Annotated in this window: 20 protein-coding genes; 5 read left to right on the forward strand and 15 right to left on the reverse strand. The window is 59.3% G+C overall.

Features of this window, described 5'->3' with window-relative positions; genetic code table 11:
- Positions 1 to 7: 7 nt before the first annotated feature.
- The 3 genes from V1293_RS13840 to V1293_RS13850 all read right to left on the reverse strand — a co-directional run bounded on the left by V1293_RS13840 (position 8) and on the right by V1293_RS13850 (position 3,775).
- On the reverse strand, positions 8 to 1,735 hold the full coding sequence (locus V1293_RS13840) for a hypothetical protein (RefSeq protein ID WP_334510325.1): 1,728 nt from the start codon (positions 1,733 to 1,735) through the stop codon (positions 8 to 10).
- 336 nt (positions 1,736 to 2,071) lie between these two features.
- Positions 2,072 to 2,869 (reverse strand): hypothetical protein, encoded by a 798-nt coding sequence (locus V1293_RS13845; RefSeq protein WP_334510327.1) that lies wholly within the window; start codon positions 2,867 to 2,869, stop codon positions 2,072 to 2,074.
- Positions 2,870 to 3,187: 318 nt separating this feature from the next.
- On the reverse strand, positions 3,188 to 3,775 hold the full coding sequence (locus V1293_RS13850) for a hypothetical protein (RefSeq protein ID WP_334510329.1): 588 nt from the start codon (positions 3,773 to 3,775) through the stop codon (positions 3,188 to 3,190).
- A 363-nt stretch (positions 3,776 to 4,138) separates the two neighbouring features.
- Here V1293_RS13850 and V1293_RS13855 point away from each other — a divergent pair, with 363 nt between their 5' ends.
- From V1293_RS13855 to V1293_RS13875, 5 genes are all read left to right on the forward strand, one after another.
- Positions 4,139 to 5,014: a response regulator transcription factor gene (locus tag V1293_RS13855; RefSeq protein ID WP_334510332.1), complete on the forward strand. Its 876-nt coding sequence runs from the start codon at positions 4,139 to 4,141 to the stop codon at positions 5,012 to 5,014.
- A 433-nt stretch (positions 5,015 to 5,447) separates the two neighbouring features.
- Positions 5,448 to 6,644 carry an acetyl-CoA C-acyltransferase gene (locus V1293_RS13860; RefSeq protein WP_334510335.1) on the forward strand — a complete coding sequence of 399 codons (1,197 nt, stop codon included), beginning with the start codon at positions 5,448 to 5,450 and terminating at the stop codon, positions 6,642 to 6,644.
- Between the two features lie 294 nt (positions 6,645 to 6,938).
- Positions 6,939 to 7,082, forward strand: a complete 144-nt coding sequence (locus V1293_RS13865; RefSeq protein WP_334510338.1) for a hypothetical protein — start codon at positions 6,939 to 6,941, stop codon at positions 7,080 to 7,082.
- 56 nt (positions 7,083 to 7,138) lie between these two features.
- Entirely contained in the window at positions 7,139 to 7,342 is a 204-nt protein-coding gene (locus tag V1293_RS13870) for a hypothetical protein (RefSeq protein ID WP_334510341.1), read from the forward strand.
- A gap of 222 nt (positions 7,343 to 7,564) precedes the next feature.
- Positions 7,565 to 8,710: a hypothetical protein gene (locus tag V1293_RS13875; protein WP_334510343.1), complete on the forward strand. Its 1,146-nt coding sequence runs from the start codon at positions 7,565 to 7,567 to the stop codon at positions 8,708 to 8,710.
- A 188-nt stretch (positions 8,711 to 8,898) separates the two neighbouring features.
- Here V1293_RS13875 and V1293_RS13880 read toward each other — a convergent pair whose 3' ends face one another.
- The 12 genes from V1293_RS13880 to V1293_RS13935 form a co-directional block, all read right to left on the reverse strand.
- Positions 8,899 to 9,348, reverse strand: coding sequence for a tetratricopeptide repeat protein (locus V1293_RS13880; RefSeq protein WP_334510346.1), 450 nt, complete (start codon positions 9,346 to 9,348; stop codon positions 8,899 to 8,901).
- 214 nt (positions 9,349 to 9,562) lie between these two features.
- Positions 9,563 to 9,943: a hypothetical protein gene (locus V1293_RS13885; RefSeq protein ID WP_334510348.1), complete on the reverse strand. Its 381-nt coding sequence runs from the start codon at positions 9,941 to 9,943 to the stop codon at positions 9,563 to 9,565.
- 14 nt (positions 9,944 to 9,957) lie between these two features.
- On the reverse strand, positions 9,958 to 11,613 hold the full coding sequence (locus V1293_RS13890) for a type II and III secretion system protein family protein (protein ID WP_334516720.1): 1,656 nt from the start codon (positions 11,611 to 11,613) through the stop codon (positions 9,958 to 9,960).
- Positions 11,614 to 12,175: 562 nt separating this feature from the next.
- On the reverse strand, positions 12,176 to 12,592 hold the full coding sequence (locus V1293_RS13895; RefSeq protein ID WP_334510350.1) for a TadE/TadG family type IV pilus assembly protein: 417 nt from the start codon (positions 12,590 to 12,592) through the stop codon (positions 12,176 to 12,178).
- Positions 12,592 to 13,917 (reverse strand): pilus assembly protein TadG-related protein, encoded by a 1,326-nt coding sequence (locus V1293_RS13900; protein WP_334510352.1) that lies wholly within the window; start codon positions 13,915 to 13,917, stop codon positions 12,592 to 12,594. The genes V1293_RS13895 and V1293_RS13900 overlap by 1 nt, the downstream gene beginning before the upstream one ends.
- Positions 13,918 to 14,453: 536 nt before the next feature.
- Positions 14,454 to 15,098, reverse strand: a complete 645-nt coding sequence (locus tag V1293_RS13905) for a methyltransferase family protein (protein ID WP_334510354.1) — start codon at positions 15,096 to 15,098, stop codon at positions 14,454 to 14,456.
- Positions 15,099 to 15,100: 2 nt separating this feature from the next.
- Positions 15,101 to 16,009 carry a type II secretion system F family protein gene (locus tag V1293_RS13910; protein ID WP_334510356.1) on the reverse strand — a complete coding sequence of 303 codons (909 nt, stop codon included), beginning with the start codon at positions 16,007 to 16,009 and terminating at the stop codon, positions 15,101 to 15,103.
- Entirely contained in the window at positions 16,006 to 16,938 is a 933-nt protein-coding gene (locus V1293_RS13915) for a type II secretion system F family protein (RefSeq protein ID WP_334510359.1), read from the reverse strand. Before V1293_RS13915 ends, V1293_RS13910 begins: the two co-directional genes overlap by 4 nt.
- Positions 16,935 to 18,311, reverse strand: a complete 1,377-nt coding sequence (locus V1293_RS13920; RefSeq protein ID WP_334510361.1) for a CpaF family protein — start codon at positions 18,309 to 18,311, stop codon at positions 16,935 to 16,937. The genes V1293_RS13915 and V1293_RS13920 overlap by 4 nt, the downstream gene beginning before the upstream one ends.
- Positions 18,308 to 19,510: an AAA family ATPase gene (locus V1293_RS13925; protein ID WP_334510363.1), complete on the reverse strand. Its 1,203-nt coding sequence runs from the start codon at positions 19,508 to 19,510 to the stop codon at positions 18,308 to 18,310. Before V1293_RS13925 ends, V1293_RS13920 begins: the two co-directional genes overlap by 4 nt.
- Positions 19,510 to 20,466, reverse strand: a complete 957-nt coding sequence (gene cpaB / locus V1293_RS13930; RefSeq protein WP_334510365.1) for a Flp pilus assembly protein CpaB — start codon at positions 20,464 to 20,466, stop codon at positions 19,510 to 19,512. Before cpaB ends, V1293_RS13925 begins: the two co-directional genes overlap by 1 nt.
- 1 nt (position 20,467) lies before the next feature.
- Complete coding sequence (locus tag V1293_RS13935; protein WP_334510367.1) at positions 20,468 to 20,974, reverse strand: A24 family peptidase; 507 nt, start codon at positions 20,972 to 20,974, stop codon at positions 20,468 to 20,470.
- Positions 20,975 to 21,035: the final 61 nt, after the last annotated feature.

A 21,035-nucleotide genomic window follows, 5' to 3' on the forward strand; every position in this document is an offset into this window, starting at 1 on the left:
TGGACTTCTAGTGCAGCACGCTCGCCATCGGATCTGCCTGCGCCGAATTGGCAATCGCCGCCGGCGGCGGGCTCGCCGTGTCGTGAGGGTGGTCATCGACGAAAGCAATGAGTTCGGTTACCAGCGCGTTGGTATCGGCGTTGACGGCATGATCCTCTGTCGGCACCAGATTGGCCTGCACCAGAATGGAATCGGTGTAGATCTGGCCCTTGACGTATGTGGCATCGGGGTTGACGTCGACGATCGCTGCGTCGTTGTGCAGTCGATTGCCTCCGGTGGTGGCCGACTGCGTTACGGCCCCGTCGGGATCAAGCGCCATCAGATCTGCCAATGGCTGATTCTGGAGCTGATACATCACATCGACGTCGGAGGTGATGTTGGTCTGCCAAACCGCATTGATGTCGTAATAGTTTCCGGTGATGTAGAGCACCTTTAGCGGGCCGCCATGGCCGATGAGGGCGCCGGCCAGTTCCGGATCGAGCGATGTCATGCCGGCGGCCAGCAGGCCTTCGATCAGCGCGAGGTTCCCGGGCAGCTCGTCGAAGGTATCGCCGCCATAATTTGCAATCCCGGCTTCGTTCGCCAGGCTGTTGTCGCCTGAACTCGCTGATTGAGACGGGTCGGCACCGTCGGCGGACATCACGATCTTGTCGTTGTCCAGCAGAATGTTGTTTTGAAAGATCACGTTCAGGCCGTGATAGCCGCCCTTGATGATGATCAGGTCGTATTCAATGCTGCCGTCAAGCACCAGGGCCAGATTGCCTTGCTCATTGTGGCCACCGACGAGGTTGTAGTGGGAACTGCTGCTGACCTGCGTTAACACATCGTTGTCGGAGAGATAGTTGACCTGAGCCACCGCGTGAACGCTGTAATAGTCGCCGTCGACCACGTCGACGCTCCAGTTCGGGCCGGCCGCGTGGGCCGCGAAGCCGGTATAAAGGCTGGGGTTCTGCGCGAAATCGGCGATGTTGGTCGCGACGTCCTGAGCGTTGGCCGCCGATGGCTCCTGATTGCCGCCCGATACGCTGATGTGGTCGTGATCGACGGTCGTGTTGGTCTGGAAGATGGCATTGGTCTTGAAGTAATCTCCCATCACCACCATGGTGCGGGCACCCTCGCCGATATCGACGATCAGCGCCGCGTTGATACCGAAGTTGCCGCCCAACGTGGCCCACTGACCGATCCCGTCGCCGGTATCCGGCAGTTTTTCCGGCTCGGCCGGCGGCGTCGGTTCCGACGGCCGCTCCTGCAGCTCGCCGTTGACATAGTAGCCAGGGGTCACCGAGTGCGCATCCGGCGTGCCGCCCCGCTCGGCCCAGGCCGCGTCGTGAGAGATCACAAAATCGGTCGCGCCGCCATCGGTCTGCGGCATCTGCCAGTTGACGGGTATCTGGGCGTTGGCATCGGCCGCCAATTGCTCGATGGTGGCCATCGCATCGCTGTTGAGGCCTGCGATCAGGGGCTCAACCGCGGCCAGGGCATTGGCCGGTAGATTGACGTCGTCGTCATGCATGAAGTTGTACTGGTGAACCGTCAGTTGGGTCTGCTCGCCGCCATCCTGGTATTGCACCCTGACGTGATGCTCGACACCACCTCCGCCGCCACCGCCCGCCGGCTTCGGCAGCGGGATGTTCGGGGCCTGCGAACGCGGAAGAAAATCGGAATCGTCGTCCTGCGGACCGTGGAGCAGCTTGAGCGGACGGCCTCGGACGAAATGGATCGGGTCGTCCGGCATCGGCTCCGGCACCGGGCCCGCCGCAGTATCCATATCGTCTGGTGCGAAGCGATAATCGTAATTCGGCCGCAGCGTCGTGTAGTCGTCGGAAGGACGGTGCACGAGACTGTCATCATACTGGATGCGGTCGCGGGCGATGTCGTGGAAGATCTGCAGATATCCTGCGAAATGGGAAATGATTTCAACGAAGCTCGCTGACGCCATGGGAACCTCCCGTCGCCCTGAACTGGCGGAGCCGCGGTACGGCCATCAGTTCTTGTCGGCGACTGCAGCGACTGAAATGGAATATGGAAAAAATGACCCGCGCGGCAAACCCCGCGCGGGTCGTACGCAAGACTAAAGTGTATCGTGAGAATCGGTCAGATCGTGACCCGCAACCTCCATGGTGATGCTGTTGAACTGGATGTTCGCACCCTGGGTGATGTTCTGGTCGAAGGCAGACTGGTTCAGAATTGCATCGGCACTGGAAGAAATGCCGGCGCCGGCGCCTACCGTGTCGCCCATATGCGCACCGTCGATCTTGGACTCGCCGCCCTCGATCTTGGCGTCCATATCGAAGCCGGCGCCCGGATAGGATCCGCCGCCGTTGTAGGTGGCACTCGAGGTGTTGACGTCCTGATCGGCCAGGTTGTTGACCTGATCAATGTTGAACTGGTTACCACCACCGTTCAGCGTCTGGTTCACCACATCAGGCATCACGATGGAATCGACCGTGCTGAAGTGGTGGAGATCGATGACCGGGCTGCTCAGGCCATCGGCGTCGAGGTCGAGATCGACCTTCACGTCGACATCGACGTTGACCTTGTTGTCGACGGTATTTTGGATCTTGTTGTCGATGTCGTTATCGACCTTGTTGTCGAGGGAGTTGTCGACCTTGTTATCGACCTTGTTGTCGAGCTTATTCTCGTTCTCGTTCTCGTTCGAGTTTTTGTTGTCGTTCTTGTTGTCGTTGTCGTTCTCGTTCTCGCTCTTGGAATCCAGCGACTGCACGGCGAACTGCAATTGGCCCTGACCCTGGGCCTGACCCTGGCCCTGGCCTTGAAGCTGAGCCTGGAGATTGGCTTGCGCCTGCGCCTGGTCTTGCTTCTGGTCCTGATCCTGGTCGGGATCGTGCTTGCGTTGTGGCTTACCCATGACGAGCTCCTGCGGTTTGGAGCATCGCGGGCGGAACGAGATCGCTGATCTTCTAAGTCTGCGGTCTTCGAAGCGCGGCGGTGCTCTTTATGTCGGTTGTTCCGACTGCCGGCACCTCGCGTTATTGCGGATGCCGGCCTGGCCAGAATGCCGCCGCATCTCCGCCAACAACATGCACGCATTGGATGCATCGCCGTATCTTGCGATATCAACCATCGACAAGGTTGACGCTCGGAAAGATTCAGTCTTCGAAAAAAGTCGGTCTTTGAATGAACTGGAGCGGAGCGAGGCGTGACCGTTCGTCATCGCCGGCCTGTCTCAGGCCGCATCGAGGGGAACACTTCGTGGCTGGGCGCCGCAGACATGCGCTTCAAGGCGCGGCAGCAAGTCCCATATCTCGCGGTTGATTTTCGTCATCTCGTGGGTCGTCCGCACCATCTCCTGCAGACGGCCTTCGTCCAGTGCCTTTATCTCTCCGAACCTCAGGCTCGACCTTGTTTCCATCAATCGCATTGACTGCGTGTGGGTGATGGCGCCCGAGGAATCGAAAATGAACATGCAGTGATTCAATTCATTGCGGACCTTGGTGGATTCCGAAAAACGCTCGATGAGTGTAGTCAGATTTTTCGACAGAGCCTTGTCGCTAACCCTGATCTTGGCCAGTCGCTGGATCAGATCGAGTCTCGCGCGGGTCGTGTTCAATGTCGCGAACACGACTGCGGCGGAAGCCTCGTCGGTGCGCAGCAGAATCATCAGCACGTAGATGAAAAGACTTTCGTTGTTCGACCAGCTGCAGATCAGGTTTCCCATCAGGGCGAGAACGAATGTGCGGCGATCCGCCGAGGCGGGGGCCGCGGCAGCGAGCATGTCAAAGTCCGGTTTTGGAGGCAGCTTGCTGACAAACATGGCAATACGTCCGCAGATGCAAGGTCGGCAATATTCATTCATTTGATGGTAACGGCTTCATCAGCAAGGCAGTACATATCGAAAGATATATTAGCAGAGGTTGGATCCTCATTTTTATACAACCTTTTATATTCAAAAATGTCGCTTTCTTGCTGTTATCCTGCTGCAGTTCCCTTGCTTTCGACGACTTCTTGTCACACTCGCGCTTCTTGGCATTCCGTCGGAACAAGCGTAAACTTTTATGCACAATTAAGATGCTAAGTGATCTATTTCACAGCCACCCAGAAGGGTCGCAAGCAATCTATCGATAGTCATAGGATGTAATTCATCGATAGTCATAAGACGTAATGTAAGGGGCGCGTTATGTCGGTCCCGTTCAAGAAGACGGTTTTCCTTGTAGACGCAATGGCCTTCAGACGAGCTCGCGCAGAGAGCTTCCTAAATCCGTGGGCCCGTAACGAAAGCGTCGAGCTGATTTCGCTCGATCCTGATGAAGCCCACACAAGACTCGTCGAGCGCGCCGTATGCGACATGCTGATTTACAGCGTCGGCGCTCCCTCTCCCCACGAAGTCTTCACCGAGATACAGGTATTGCATACGCTTCGCCGTGAGGCGGCGCTCGCGATCGTCTCCGACGACGAAAATCCCGCCACCGTCCTCGCCGCGATGCGTTGCGGGGCTCAGGGTTACTTCAGCAATTCCATGGCGCCCGAACTTGCGTTGCAGGCCCTTTCGTTCGTCCTCCACGGCGGCACTTATTTTCCGCCGACCGCCATCCTGGCCAGCCAGACCTTCAGCACGCCTGCGCCCATCGAATACAGGCTGCCTGAACTCTCCCAGGAACAACCGCTTCCGGGACCTGAACAACAGACGCAGGCGCCGCCTCTCGGGCCGGAAGACGGCCTTTACGAGCAGCAAGGCTCCCTTTTCGACGACAAGGCGGCTGGCGTGCCGCGCGACCATGGCTTCAACGGCGCGCGGCACGCGCCCGAGTTTACCGAACGGCAGTACGCCGTTCTCGTTTGCCTCTGCCAGGGCGACCCCAACAAGGTAATCGGTCGCAAGCTCGGCATGACCGAAACAACCGTGAAAGTCCATGTCCGCGAAATCATGCGCAAGCTGGGCGTAAGCAACCGGACCCAGGTCGCGATCGCCGCGGCGCATGTCTGCTCGGGCAGCGCGGTCGAACTGGTTTCCGCGGATTCATCCATGGCGGCCAAGCCGTCGATCTCTCACTAGCGATGAATTTTCGGCGCTGCGTCCCGCGCGCCATTGCACCATCCTTGCGGAAATGAATCAGCACCCGATCGGCGCCACAATGCGCGCGTTGGAAAAGACACAGGGATCATTGGCACTAATCCCTCCGACATAGCGATTCACGAAAGAGCGAATGGCGAGGAGGCTTTCGCACTCCCCTCGTTCCCTGGTCATCGCTCCAGCCGGGATTCGCGGCAGAGACGCAGTTCCGAAGGAAAAGCCGGGCCCCGGGCGGCCCTTTCGCGCAGCTGACGGCGCGCTCGATCGGCTCCGCGAGGATGCGCCAGGCCGGCTTTGATTTCCTCCATCTCCCCGGCGGTCTTCAGGCAGCGTCTCATTGCGGAGCAGCATCCCATTGCAATCCCATTATATATGATTATCGTCATATAACAGTGACCGAACAGGAGAACCCGTGATGTCCGCAAGCCTCGATCCCGTTGTCATCCTTTCCGCCGCCCGCACGCCGCTTAGCCGGTTCATGGGCGAATTGTCCCCCTTCAGCGCGCACAAGCTCGGTGCGCACGTGATCGCCGCCGCACTGGACCGGGCGAAGCTTGCGCCGGAGCGCATTGACGAGGTCTTCATGGGCAACGTGCTGCCGGCTGGACAGGGCCAGGCCCCGGCGCGACAGGCGGCGCGCGGCGCCGGACTGCCAGATGCCACCGGCGCCACCACCGTCAACAAGGTCTGCGGCTCCGGCATGAAGGCGACCATGCTGGCGCATGACATTATCAATGCGGGCTCCGCGGCAATCGTGCTGTCCGGCGGCATGGAGAGCATGAGCAATGCGCCCTATTTGCTGGCCAAGGCGCGCGGCGGCTATCGCGCCGGTCATGACCGGATCATCGATCACATGATGATGGACGGGCTGGAAGACGCCTATGAGACCGGCCGCTCGATGGGCGATTTCGGCGAGGCCACCGCGGAGGCCTATCAGTTCACCCGCAAGGACCAGGACACCTATGCGGTGGAGACGCTGACCCGCGCCCGCAAGGCCGTCGAGGACGGCGCGTTCAGGGCCGAGATCGCGCCGGTCACGCTCGCCGAAAGGGCCGGTCCGCGCGTCATCGCCAATGACGAGCATCCGCTCAAGGTGGACCCTGGCAAGATTCCCGGATTGAAGCCCGCGTTCCGCGCCAACGGCACCATCACGCCGGCCGCCTCCTCCGCCAACGCCGACGGCGCCGCGGCGCTCATTCTCGCCAAGCGCTCGCTCGCCGACCGTGACGGCCTGCCGGTGCTCGCCGAGATCAAGGGCCACGCCACGCACAGCCAGGAGCCGCAATGGTTCACCACCGCGCCGATCCCGGCCATCCGCAAGCTGCTCGACAAGGTCGGCTGGAGCACGGGCGATGTCGACCTGTTCGAAATCAACGAAGCGTTCGCGGTGGTGGCGATGGCGGCGCAGAAGGATCTCGGCATCGCGAGAGAAAAACTCAACGTCAATGGCGGCGCCTGCGCACTCGGCCACCCGATCGGCGCCACCGGCGCGCGATTGATCGTGACGCTGCTGCATGCGCTGGAAGCGCGCAACCTGAAGCGCGGCGTTGCAGCGCTCTGCATCGGCGGCGGTGAAGCTACCGCCATCGCCGTCGAGCGCATCGCTCGCTGACGGCGCGAATGGAAAGACAGCGAGCGGCGCGCGCCGCGTCGCTCGCCGCCGTCGAATCTCGACAACGATGCGCAAACGAACTTCTGGGCAAACTTCATCGCGCAGTCCAATTCGCTGGGACAACAGGCAATTGCGGCAGTCACCGCTCACGATGCGGCCGCGACCGCTGCGGTTATCGCCAACCTGCATACCTTCCAGACGGACGTCACCAACTTCGACGCCGCGCAGGGTGGCATCTTCGAGGCGCGGTTCGACAACGAACTACTCGGCGATACGAGTACGCTTGGAGCCGAGGTGACCAAGATGATCGAAGGCTTGCAGACCGGAAATGCGGCGTTGGTCGGCGCTGCCGCCGAGCAGATGCACGCTAACTCCGCCGATGTCGGAGGCAACAATATCCCGGTGAACGGCGGCACCTACAACCCGGCATCAGCATGACCTCCGGCGTCCCATCGTATTCATGGCGGCGACCGCTGGAGGTCAGTCGGATTAGGGTGGGCAAAGGCGCGTCGCGCCGTGCCCACCATCTATCGGCAGAGTTTATCGCGAATGGTGGGCGCGCTGCGGCAAAGGCTCAGGAACTCATCGAGCGCCACATCCGCGAGACGACCAAAAACGTCATCAAGCACGCCGGTCATCTCTTTGTGGCACACGACGAGGACCGTCGCAGCCGGGCTGATCACGTCGCCGCGGAATAATCCAGCCGAAGCCCTCCCCGTCCCTTGCCCACAACCAGTCTTGCTGTCATTTTGCGCTGATCAATCAAACGCGGTAGTTCGTTTCCGAGAGGGCTGCTTTGTCCGCGCCAATGCTCTTTTGCAGGTTCAAGCAGTGAGACTGGTTGCCAATTCGCTGTGGATGCCCATACCATCGAGCTATTGGCGCGATTTGCGATTGGCTGAACCATCGTGCGGAACAAATTGGCGGTTCTGATTACTTTGGCAAAACGCCCCGAGGGGCGAGCGAGCCTCGATGAGCTCGCAGACGAAGTCGCGCTGCTCATTGCAGAGACAGATAAAAAGATCGGAAATGGCGAACGGCTCTGCGCACTCGACCATATCGACATTTTTCAGTCCGGGCTCGTGGCGTCTGAGAACGACAGCTTGTGGATCACCGAGAATGGCCGGTCACTTCTCCATGCGCTGGGGATCTCGGCGCAAGGGTGGCCTGATCCCGATTTTGCCTCGACCTCGCAATCGCTGAATTTGATCGATGATCTAATCGGCACCGAAGCGCGCCTGAAGATTTTTGATCGCGTGTCTCGGTCAATTGACCAGAATGCTGATGAGACAACCGGCCCGGAAGCTCCATCACGGACTTCTCGGCCCGACGATCCCCGGCTGGATCGTCGAGCCGCGATAAGCAACGAAGCATCCCCACATCATCGCGATGGTGAAATCGCCTCGGATGCTCCTGCTTTCCTGATCCGCAAATTCGGCTCTGGGCTGCGAGATGCGTCTGCAAGCTCCAATCCTTTGAGTAAGCTAACGCAGCGCGTGCGGCAGGGGATCGGCATCTGGCGCCGCCATCTCCAGCAGGATCAGCCACCGAAAGAGACCCGCCGCTCAGGGGCAAATATGGAACGCGGACTGTTCGCACTGCTGAGCCTGCTCGTAATCGTGAGCTGCGCTGGCGCGGTCGCCGCCCTCATACAAGTCAAATCCTTGAAATCAGAATTAACCGCCCTGCAACGCGAACTGCTTCCACTCAAGCTGAGAGTAGCCATGCTCGATCAGATCGAAAAGAGCAGGGAAACACCAGACAAGGTCAGCGATCAAAAAAATCAGTCGTCGCGAGAAAGTCGCGCTGAAGAAGCCCCCCTTCTTCTCTCTCGCGAAGAGATTCAGCTCATTCGCGACTATATCAAGCCGGCCCCCGTCGCAGGCTCTTCCACGACACCCATCAGTGTCGGCGATCCCATCACCGGACCGACTATCCCCTTCCCGTCTCCTGTCACGGAGAAGGTGCCCAAATTGCTCGGCGCAAGGTTTGCGATCAAAAACAGCACGATCATCATCGTCAAGAAGGACAGTCGTCAGGCTGACGCTGTACTTGGACCGAACTAGATCCTGTTGCTGTCCAGGGCGAGAAGACGCGCCTCGTGGTGGGAAACCTTTAAGGCAGGTTAACGTCTTTGACGTATCGCTTGTCTCATGAACCGCCTTTTTAAATTGCAGTTCCTGGGGCCATTCGCGCTTTTTGTCACCACGCGCAGTCTTAATAGAAATCGAACTGATACCGGCAGCTATTCTGCTTATGGCTGATTATTCGGCGGCCTTTCAATGAACCGCCGGCTGCCATTGAGTAGCTCGAGGTTATTGGCGATCACCGGGTTGCCCGGATCGAGCGAATAAGCCTTCTCAAACTTTCGCCGCGCCGCAGTCAGATTGCCGCGCAGCATGTACGAATATCCCTGATCATTCAGGACCTGAACGGTTTCGCCCCCCAGCCGAATCGCCTGCGCATAAGCCTGATCGGCAAGATCAAAGCGACGCAACCGATCGTAGCTCGCTGCGAGCCCGATCCAGGCCGTCACGTCCTTCGGCGATTTCTCGACGGCGTCCTTGAAATAGCGCTGGGCGATCCCGTAAGCGCCGCGGTTGAAATGCTCCAGCCCCAGCCGCACGGGCTCGTCCGAAGGGTAGTATTTGACATCGGTCGGTTCCTGCACGGGGTCCCCGCCCGGCGGATCCACGGGCGCCACGATTGCGGCCTCCCTCAGCGTGTATTCGCACCCGCCAAGGACTGTCCCTAGCCAGCAACAGGTCAGCGCTAGAAACAGACGTCGCATAAACTTTGTCCCCGGACCGGCCCAGCGGAGTCACTGCACCGCTCGTAAAAATTATCGCTCAATCAACTTACCAAAACACCAGCACGATTACGCTCCATGCAGGATGCGCTTGCTCCGGAAAGCCAGCTCATGGCCCCTTTTGATTGATACTTTGGTTGATAGTCTGGTCAGTGGTAATGAGCTGCTGGGTCGTGACGGGAGGCCGCTGCCCCAGCTGCTTCGTCGCATCGCTGATGTCGGGTAGCTGATCCAACGGCTGTCTTTGGGCGCCATATCGTGTCACGGCGGCGCCCACGCGCCGGGCGTCGTGCGCGATCCTGCGATCGCCGACGTTTCGCGGCCAAGGATGGATCGTATGGGTGACGGCGTTGACCTGCTTGGCATCGCCAGCGGTCATCGTGATGGTATCGGAACGCTGGAAGTAGCGATCCACCTCGTCATGACCGTACAGCCCGTAACAGCCCCCGAGCAGGAAGGGTGCGAACAGAGCCAGATACCTGATGGTCATCTCTCGCTTCCTTCTCAGTTGAGCGTTTTCACCACCGGCTGGTTTGCAGCCGGGGCCGGTACCGGAATCGTCGCAGTGACCTCAGGCGCGATGATGTGACCGTAGGGTCCTTTAACCTCGCCTCCGGAATTGACGTAGTCATTGTAGCGCTTGCGCACTTCCATCTGGCCATTGAGGAAGAAGTCGACATCGTTGGCCGGCAGCCGCGAGTCGAGCGGCGACGCCAGCGCCTGGCCGGGCGCCGCCGGCGCAACCAGGCGCGGCGTCACGATAATGACGAGATCGGTTTCCTCCTGCTGGTACGACTTGCTGCCGAACAAGGCTCCAAGCACGGGCACCGAGCCAATCCACGGCAATTGCGAAACGTCCTGGCGGTTGCGGGTCTGCAGCAGGCCGGCGATGGCAAAGCTCTGGCCGTCGCGCAGCTCGACCGTCGTGCGCGCATCGCGGCGGGTCAACGCCGGCACTGTCGTCCCCTGAATCACCACCGCATTGGCGAAATCAAGCTCGCTGACCGATGGCTCAACCCGAAGGTTGATCACGCCGCGCGAGAGAACGGTGGGGACGAAGGCCAGCTCAACACCGAACTTCTTGTAGTCGATCGTGATGGTCGGAAAACCGCTCGGGGTCGTGTTAGGTATCGGCACTGGAAATTCACCGCCGGCCAGGAAGCGGGCGGCATCGCCGGAAAGCGCGATCAAATTCGGCTCCGCCAACCGGCGAACCAAACCTTTCGTTTCCAATGCAGAGACAAGCAAGTCCACCGAGCCGCCGTTGCTGGTTCGAATGAGACTGGTCAACAGACTTCCGAACGGCGCAGGTGCCAGACCGCCCGCGGTACCCAAGAGCGTTCCCGCCGCTCCGAGTATCGGAAGGCTACCGGTCGGAGGACTACCGACAGGGTCCCCCCCAGCACCGAGGGGACCGGGGGCGGTATTAATACCGCCAATCGGTGATCGACCGGCGCGTGTGACACCGCCCAGGCCGGTATTACCGACGTTAGTGCCATTGGCATTCGCCGCATAAAGGTTCACGCCGAGGTTACGGCCGGCCTGCCGGTTGACCTCGAGAAAGCGCACCTCAAGCATCACTTGCTGCGGCGCCGCGACGCTCATGGCGTTGACGACGACGCCCCCCTTGGGAACGGTGCTGGTGGCGATCGCCATGGCCCGCTCAGCCGCAACCGCGTCGACGGCGGTTCCGCTGAGCACCACCTGCCCCTCGGAGGCCGAGACGCGAATACCCTGCATGCCGGTGCTGGTCCGGATGTTCTGCTGCAGATTGCCGGTATCGATCGCCACCTCGACATCGAGGATGCCGATCTGCTTCATCGACGAATCGAACAGGATGACGTTGGTGGTGCCGGTCTGCTTGCCCTGGATGTAGATCAGGTGATCGCTCAGCGACTTCACGTCGACGATGTCAGGCGAGCCCGCCACAATCGTGGCAAAAGCCGTATCGACCCTGAAGGTGCGTGACTTGTTGAGGGTCACCTTGACCCGCTGGACGTCGTTCATTTCGCTGACGAAGACGCCGCTGGAGGAGCCCCGCCGATCCGCAGCCACCGCGCGGTCAGCGGAATCAAACAAGACAAGCGCAGCGCCAAGAGCTATTGCGCCCAAGGCGAGAAGCCTCCCGCCTGCCTTACCCGAGACGCGACCGCCCTTCATGTGATTCCCTTCGCCGCGATCCACTTCTGTCCCCGTAAATTTACGGCCTCAGCGTCCTAACAACTCTCCTTCACGCACCACATCGTAGAGCCTACAGCCTGTCCCACTATAAATCGTTACTTGGCACGCTCTGGCCCCAGATAGGACACTTCCCGGTCTCCCGCCGGCCGCGAATGTGGCGCAAAGATCATCATCCGTCATGCGCCTCGTTTGCAAGGAAAGACCCTTACCGGGCTGTCGCAACACCCGAGAAAACTTTCCAATGTTGCCAGCGCGCACCACTTTCTGCCTGCTCGGGGCGAGCTGCAGCGTGCCCGCATTGGAACCGTGCCGGTTCCAATGACTCCTTCAGCCACGGTGTAAAGTTGTCGATTCGTTTGGGATACTTTCCCAATTCTGGCATTTAAGATTGCCTCCCCTGCCCTCATTTCCCCCTCTCCCTGGCGGCCTGGACTAACCCCGGCAGAAGCCTCCCTCCAGAAAAACAGCCGCGGCCAACACGCGATCGCCTGCTGTGCCGGCTAAGGGCTCGTCGTTCATCGGCTTGACGCCCGGGAATGCGCTAGAACGGAATTGAGGTGGACGCGCTCGGCGCATTGAGTGCGGTGCCCCATATCGGCATCAGCATGGTAAAGCCTGCTTGGGAAGCTGTGACAGTCAAATTGTTGCCGCTGGACGTCACGTTCAGCGTAGGGGTGAGACCGCCGAAATACAGGAACGGCGCCGCGTTCTGCTTACCGGTCGTGGACAGGGGATCGCCGGTGCAGCCGGAGGGCGACTGAGGCGGGCTTTGAAGCACGGCGGGCGTGTAGCAGTTGATCATGACCGCACGGGCACCGGCGCTCGCGAGCGTCCGCAAGGACTGCATGGTGATCGCATAGCGTCCGAGATCGAAGATGGCGAACATCAATGTGAAAAGCGGCACGAAGACGAGGATAAATTCGAACGCCGCGACACCGCGCTGATCGAGCTTTCTCATCATTGCACCAAAGCGACGACTTGGGTGTACGCGACGGGACCACACCCTTGCGTGTTCAGGTAGCCGCCACCGCTCATGTCAATTGTTTTGGCGATCACCTCTGAACAGGTCGTATTGGTGCTGGCAGTCGTTCCGTTCCAGGTAACGTCGACGTGGGGGAAGTACATGGCGCCGCCCAGGCTAACATTACCACCACCGTTTATCTTGACCTGATTGCTGGTCTTGTTCGGGGCCTGATCATCAATCAGGACGCCATTCAGATCAGAAGAGAAACTGTTAGTAGCAGGTGCGGAGAGATCAACCGTACCCCCGGTGATGCTAAGCCGCGAATCTCCGAGCAATACGAGAGTTACGCCTGTGCCTTTCAGTTGTCCGCCGGTAATCTTTATAGTTGCGTTGTAGAAGACATATGTTCCCGGGTCCAATATGTACTGGTCTCCGTTCGACACCGTGAAACTACCGTAAGCTCCACTGCCCGCGCTGTTCGGCGAGCAATGCTTCCACCCATCCGCCTGAAGAGGGCATGATAGGATTGCGTTGCCAGTCCTACTGTTGAACAATTCGCCATCTAATTTGCTAAGCGGATTGTTTGCGTACGGCATAAAATAGTTGTGCGGCACGCCCACACCAGGATTGTTACAGGTGCTTGAAGGGGTGCAGCCACTTGCACCGTAAATGGCCCATCCCGAACCCGTGAAAGATGGAGTGCTGGCAAACTGAACAGTGGTGTCCGACATCAGCCCGCAGCCAGTTCCGTTGTTGCTGAGGTTACCACCAAGCTTAAGTGCGCCTGAGTCAGGTCCAAGTGCCAACGCACACAGTTTGGTCGGGTTCTGAACGAGAGCAATGGCTTGGGCGGGGATGTTCACGGTGGTCAAACCCAGCACTGCCGCCAAGTAGGCAGGCTGTTGCTGGCTGACCCTGGCGCGAACGGCGTTGCCGATGCCTGCAGCCGGCGTTGTGAACGTGGCCCCATTGTAATCGCCGATATCGATCTGCACGGCCCGCGATATTCTGCTCGGAAGGGGCGCACAGTTGGTGCCCGGATAGGCGGTGTCGCCGGAGTTGCAAAACGCATTCTGTGCCGCGAATTCCTTGCTGCGATAATCCACTGATTGGGTGTCGCAGGTCGCACCAGCAATAGCGCATGCAAGCCGCAAGGCGCCCGAGTAGGCCGCCGCGTCGGCGGCGTTCTGCGCGTGCTGCTTGGTGACGTACCACGATCCGGCCTCGGCCCCGAGTGCGACCACTCCGATGAGCGGCACGAGGGCGATGACTGTTGCGAATGCGGCCGAGCCTCGTCGGGAACGGAGCAGATTACGCATGGAAACACCTACTGGAAGCGTTCAGAGTAAGGCAACGTGTACGTACAACTGGTGGGGCACAGCACACCCGTTAACACAATCGGCGCCAAAGTGACGGTTGTCGAAAATGTAATGTACTTGGGAGAAGCAATATTGCTTGACGAGCAGGTAGCGCCTGCGTCTCCGCATAAGACCTGGATGTTGCCGATCGTATGACCAGCAACTGTTGTCTGTAGCCCTGCCCTCCAGGTCACTGTGCCGTCGGGGCCGAGCGGATTATAATACTGGACATATTGCCCGAAGGAGCGCAACGCCGTCCATGCGGAGATAAACCGGAAGCCCGCGGCGGCTACGTCAGCGAGCGGCATAAGCAGGCTCGCCACCAAGAAAATGTAGACGATGATTGTCTCAAACGCGACGGCGCCGCGCTGATCCGCGATAAAGGACTTCTTACGACACGCGCGCCTGCCTCGACCGATACTTACGACTTCCGATCGCGGACTCCGAGCAGTAGCGATTTGAACCATATCCATGACAATTCGGCCACGCATAGCCGCTCACCAAACATAAGGGACCACTCTCCAACGCGATGTTTCGTAGCTGGAATACTCAGGGCAATTGCGCCGAAGCAGGTCCTCTTCGTAAAGAATTCGGCACACTTGTATGCTGATATGCAGGCCCAGTACGAGCACCGTAACCGGTGTCAGGTATTGCAGCACGACGCCCAGGACCACGATTTCTTCTGCGAGGTAGAGCGGGTGCTTGATCCATCGATACGGACCGGTTTGCACCACCGAACGCGCCTGTGGCACCAAACTGAACGACCGACCTAGATGTCGGATAGTGACAAGCATCATGATCGTGCCAACCAGCACGCAAGCTGTCGATGCCAGGTTTGGCAGCGCTTCGTCGGTTTTGCCGAAGAAAGTGATTGTCCATGGCATATAGCTGCCGACGAATGCAGCCATTCTAGGCAGCAACCCATCCGCATGCGCCTTTGCCGGTGACCTGGTCATGATCAACAGCGCCAGGAGCATGTAGAAGATGGCAAGGCAAAAACTTGACAGAAGCGATGGCCAGGGATCGGTAAATGACCCAATTCTGACGGCGACGCAAAGTGCCAGCAACATGAACCAAATGCTGCCAAGCAGTTGCATCATCCACTCGTAAGACCGGTTTTTCGACAGGGCGAGCGTGCTCATGGCTACTTACCGAAGCTGGCGAACGAACGCACGAGGTGCAGAACTGGACTTCCTCCCATGATGACGAACATGGCTGGAAGCAGGAACAGCACCATCGGAATGGTCAGCTTGGCGCCTAACTTGTGTGCTCTTTCTTCGAGCTTGGTAATACGTTCTCGCCGCATGTCGACAGCGATACTGCGTAGCGCTTGGCTCAACGGCGTTCCGTATTGCAGGCTCTGGCTGATCATGGTGCCGAACCGGCGAAGCCCATCTGAGGTTGATGCCAAATTCTCGAATGCGTCGATGCGATTTGGTAATATCCGGAGATCATCAAGAAGACGGTGCAACACCCAGGCCATAGCAGGATTGGTCTGGTTCATCTCTTCCGCTACACGTCGCAGCCCGCTCTCCATGCCCATTCCCGCTTCGCTGCACACAACCAGCAAATCGATCATATCCGGCGTCCCCAGCCGGATGGCAGCATCAAAACGCCGTTTCAGCACCGACAGAATCAATCGCGGCCCCAGAATTCCGATCACCACACCAATGAGCGTGAAGACCAGCACGTCGGCAGGTGGCCTTCCCGAAAGCTGTGCCAGAAGTAGCGCGATGACCGGGAACAAGAACATGCTGGCTACTTTGACACCGATCCAGGTCGGCAAGGTCCGATGATGATTGAATCCTGATGAGTGAAGGATCGTTCGCAGTTGATCCAGATTCTCCTCAGCGTAGAAGCGCCGATACCGCATGCCGAGCCACGAAAACCAACCGGTCATGCCTTGGAAGGGTGCTGACCGGTAAGGGATGCCCATCACGGCGTTTGACACCCGTGTATCCAATGCACGGACGTGTATTTCGTGGATGATCAACAAGCAGGTCGCAGTCCCGGCTGCTACTGCGAGGGCCACCAGACTGAGACCAAAAGTCATAGTTCTGTCTCCCGTCTGACCATCCAACTTATCACCAGGTGCCCGATAAGCACTGAGGCTACTGCGTAAGCCAGGAGCTTGTTTCCAGTCGGATCAGAGAACAATAAATCAACATTTTGCGGATTGGCCGCGTATAGCAACGCGCCCGCAATCAAGGGCGAGACTGTAAGTGCTCGTGAGGAAAAGATCACTTCTCCTGCCAGCGCCTTGGCGCGAGCAGCCAGCGCAACACGCTGGCTCACGGTGTCTCCCAGCGTCTGCAAGGTTTCGGCCAAGCTGCCGCCTGACTTCAACTGGACCGCAAGCGTCACCGCAAACATTGCATACTCTGCCACTTGCGTTCGCTGATAGACAGCTTCGACAGCTTCCTCCGGAGGTCTTCCCAGATTCACTTCGCTGCATACGATAGCAAACTGCCCGGCTGTTGGTTGCGGCATCTCGCGCGCGATCGTGCGAAATGCCTCGTGCACAGGCAGACCCGATCGGACCGTACTTGTCACCAGCTGGATCGCGTCAGGCAGCTGTCGAAAAAGTTGACTGGTGAAGCGACGTTGCTGCCATCCAAACAGAACTCGCACGACCACTATGGCGGCAATTGCAGCCGCGACAGACACGTAGAGGATGGGGAATCCCAGCAGGTTATTGGCATAGAAGATTGCCGCTACCGTGATCGCGGCGGCAACTAGCACATACGCCGGATGCCAGGCGTGAACCATCTTGGGCCTGTAATTGGCCAGGCGATGGAGAAACAGAGACCGGGACCCGGTCTCCGCCCGGCGAATGGATGGCAGGCTGGCCGGATGTGAGGCTGGTAGAGCTACCGCCAGCTGGCGATGCATGCGTCGTTCTCGACCGTCGAGCCACAACGAATTGACCGCTGCGCACACCGCAAGCACCAGAACAGTGACGATCACGAACTCCGGTATCATATTTGCCTCATGGCTTCGGCCCAGGCACGATCAAGCCCAAAATAGACAAGACGGCTCTTGAACTTCGGGACGGCGTTCGTGGATCTATAGGTGCCGGATATCCGCCCATGCACATCCTCCTCCTGGTACTCGAAGGCTGCGATGTCATTGGTGGTGATCACATCCCCTTCCAGCCCCATCACCTCGCTGATCTGGACAATGCGACGCTGTCCATCGCGCATGCGTTCGACTTGCACGATGATATCCAGCGCAGCGACGATCTGAGCTCGAATGGCCCGCGACGGCAGATTGACCTGCCCCATCTGCACCATGTTCTCGATGCGGGTCAGGGCATCGCGGGCGCTATTGGCATGGACCGTGGAGATCGAACCATCATGGCCGGTGTTCATTGCTTGCAGCATGTCAAATGCTTCAGCGCCGCGCACCTCACCCACGACGATCCGGTCAGGACGCATGCGCAGGGCATTCCATAGCAGATCGCGTTGCGTCACCTGCCCCGTGCCTTCGAGGCTGGGAGGCCGGGTCTCCAGACTGATCACGTGCGGCTGCTGAAGCTGCAACTCTGCCGCATCCTCGATGGTGACGACGCGTTCGGTGTGATCGATGAATTGGCTCATGGCATTGAGCAGCGTCGTCTTGCCGGACCCGGTGCCGCCGGAGACCAGAACATTGAGCCGAGACCGGGCGGCAATCTCCAGCAATTGTCCGATGACTGCGGTCATTGACCCGTTTTCGATCATCCCTGCGATATCCAAACGGCGGCTTGGAAATTTTCGGATCGAAATGCAGGGGCTATGGATCGCTAGCGGCGGAAAAATGATGTTGACCCGGCTGCCGTCCGGCAAGCGGCAATCCACCATCGGACTGGATTCGTCGACACGCCGCCCAACTTGCGCGGCGATTTTCTGCGCCACCGATGCGATGTGATCATTGTCGCGGAATCGCACCGCGATCCGTTCCAGCTTGCCGCCTCGCTCGACATAGATGCTACTCGGTCCGTTGATCATGATGTCGTTGATCGATTGATCGAGCAGAAGCGGACGCAGAGGCCCGTAGCCGGTCATGTCGTCCGCAATCTCGTCCGCTAGCTGAAGCTGCTCGCGACCCGACAGTTCGAGCCGTTCCTCATTGGCGATTCCATGGATGATTTCCTCGATCTGCCGCCGCAGGACATCGCGCGAAACAGTCGCGGCCACCGATGGCTCAATCTGCTCGATGACTCGCTCGCGGAGCGACGCTGACATCAGGGGCCGCTGAGGCGAAGGTTCTTGCCTGGGCGCAGATGCAGGCAAGCTCGGCGTCGACGCCGGCAAGGGCGTCAATGCCGGCAAACGAGCTGGCGTATCGTCGTCGCGCCTCCCAAAGGTCTTCATAATCCGAGCAGCCTCCTCAGCCGTCCCTTCTGCTCGGTGCCGAGCCCCGTGATCTCCCGGACAATCGGGGCGAGGTGACGCCGCAGTCCTGATACGTGCTTGAGCGCTGGAATTCCGAGATTGACCGCCTGGGTCATCCCCTTCCCGAGATCGGGTACCACCATGTCTGGTTCTGCCCCCAAGGCCTTGACAACCGCGGCCCTGGGTAGGCCGCCGGGGCGATTGGCACGGTTGAGCAAAGTAAAGACCCGATCCTTGCCGGCTATGTTGGTGACGGCAGTGCGCAGTGCATGGGCGTTGCGAAGTCCGGTCACCTCGGCTTCCAGCAGCACCAGCACATGGCGAGAAAGCGTGATCACCGGATGGATGGATGGCGGAAACGGCACCGGGACATCGACAACGATGTAATTGAACCGTTGGCGAAGCAGACCCAGCACGTGTCTGACGCCCGCCTCGGTGATGTCGAGCTGCGCATCCAGTTCCTCATCGGCGGAAATCAGGCAAACCCGCTCGTTGACCTCAATTGCCGCGCGCTCGAGGAACAGCGTGTCCGCCCGCATCGGGTTTTCCAGAGCGATGCGCAGGCCTGGCCCAGGCTGAACCCCCAACATCACCGCCGTTTCGCCGCCTTGCAGATGGAGGTCGAGCAGCGCGACCTTGGCCTTGGTGGTTTCGGCCAGTTGAAGTGCGAGATTGATGGCGATACTCGTTGCTCCGGCGCCGCCCTGCGCGCCACAGATCGAGATCACATGCCCGCCACGATCGATTTGACCGGGCGCTACATCGCCAAGCAACTTCGGTCGCAGCTGGTCCAGCACCATGTCCCGCGTGAGCGGCCTCGGCAGGTACTCGGTCAAGCCGAGCTCCATAAGCTCGCGGTAGAAGGTGATCTCCCTGCTCTCACCGATCAGAGCCACCCGGACATCGGGTGGGCAGACGCCGGCCAACCTTTCCAGTTCGGCAAATGGATCATCGATTCCGCTGATATCCGTCACCAACGCGAATAATTCGGTGTCGGTTTCGAGCATCCGTATGGCATTACGGATCGTGCCGCGCTTGATCGATATGTTGCTGCCTTCGAGGCCCTTGCGCAGAGCCGCAGCACTGAGCTCGTCATTTACAAAACACACGATCCGGTTGCGCGCTACAACAGATGTAGCTTCTTCAGGCGAACTGACGACTGCAATGTTAACGCTCATCAACGTTTCTCCAGCAACTTGCCTGCCTGAACCACCATCGTCGCACCCCGGCGGGAAACTTCCGACCCATCGCAGCTGACCATAGTGTCGCCGTCGCCTGAGTCCTGTTTCCTGACCGAGTATTGCTTGGTCTGACCTCCAGCATGAATGACTACCGCTGCAGTCCGGCCGGCAATTGCATTCTGGCGAGCGATTTCCGGCGACACATCGCAGCTGGACATGGCGCCAGTGTCCGCCGTATCCCACTGCTCGACTGCTGCCCGTACGGCCAGGGAGAGCGTTCCGATCTGCTTTGCGACTGTGATCTTCTTGACCTGGTCTGGCGCAAGCTCCAACGACACAGTTTGCGCTTGCTTGCCGGCCACCGAGCTAATGGTTCGCCCGCCTTGCACAATCTCCTGGTCAATCGCAATGACTCGAACGTTTGCCAGAACGGTTTCGCTCAGGGCCCGACGCGCGGGATCCGCCTTCTCGAACACTTGAGTCAATAAGACATCAACATAATCACCCGGCCTGATCAGCCCCGAGACGCCCGACTCCTCGTCCACCTTGATGCTGATTGCGCGGCTATCCGGTGCCAAGACGCTGGCCAGAAAACCCCGATCTCGCGGTCGCAATACGTCCTGTAAGGTGATCGGACTGCCAGCGTCGACGAACTTGCGAACCAGAGAGCCGGGAAGTCCGAGCTTCGAGTCGGGCGTTTCAAGAATCGCCCCTGCTGGAAGGCGTTCAGGCGGCACCGAGCGTACTGCGAAATCTTCTTCGCGGGCCAATGTACCTTTCGATAGCGGACGTGCCGCAACAAAATACCCGACAGTCGAAGGAGGCGCCGGCCCCTGCTCCGCGACCGCTACCGGAACTTGTTTCGGCAGGTTCATGTTGTAGGCAATCAGCCCGAACGCAGTGGTTGCGAGCAACAGCACCAGGATGATCGAGAGACGCAACGCGGATGACATGTCAAACTCCTTTGCTCAAGATGGCCCAGATGCCACCGCACGCTATGGCAACCCCGAAAGGCAGCGGCGCCTGTCGCAAATGGCGCCAGCGCTCTACCGCGTAGACGCGGCGCACGAGCGACGATCCGACGGGCGCTAGCCTGGGATATGGCAGGAGGCGCATCAGCAGATGCATCAGGGCAAGAACGCCGCCGGCCAGCGCGGTTATGGTCAGCAGCTGAATCACGCCGGCCAGCGGGAAGCCGATCGCCAAGGCAGTCAGCAACTTGACGTCGCCGCCGCCAATTGCTCCGCGCGTGTATAGGACAAACAGCAGCAGAAAGAGGATCGCGGCTGATATCAGCGACTCGGCGAGTTGCACCGGGCCGGTCAATTGACTGGCGATCCCGAGGAGCGCCAGCGCCAGACAAATTTCATTTCGGATCAAGCGCGTCGCGACATCGATCGTTGCGACATATAGCAACAATAGTATTTCCAGAATCGAGGCTGTGGGAGCAATCCAATTCATGAAATGCACGCCTCAAAAAAAGTGGAAGGCACACGAAAAAGCGGGGGCACACACTTACAAG

The sequence above is a fragment of the Bradyrhizobium sp. AZCC 1693 genome, from assembly GCF_036924745.1.
Classification (GTDB): Bacteria; Pseudomonadota; Alphaproteobacteria; order Rhizobiales; family Xanthobacteraceae; genus Bradyrhizobium.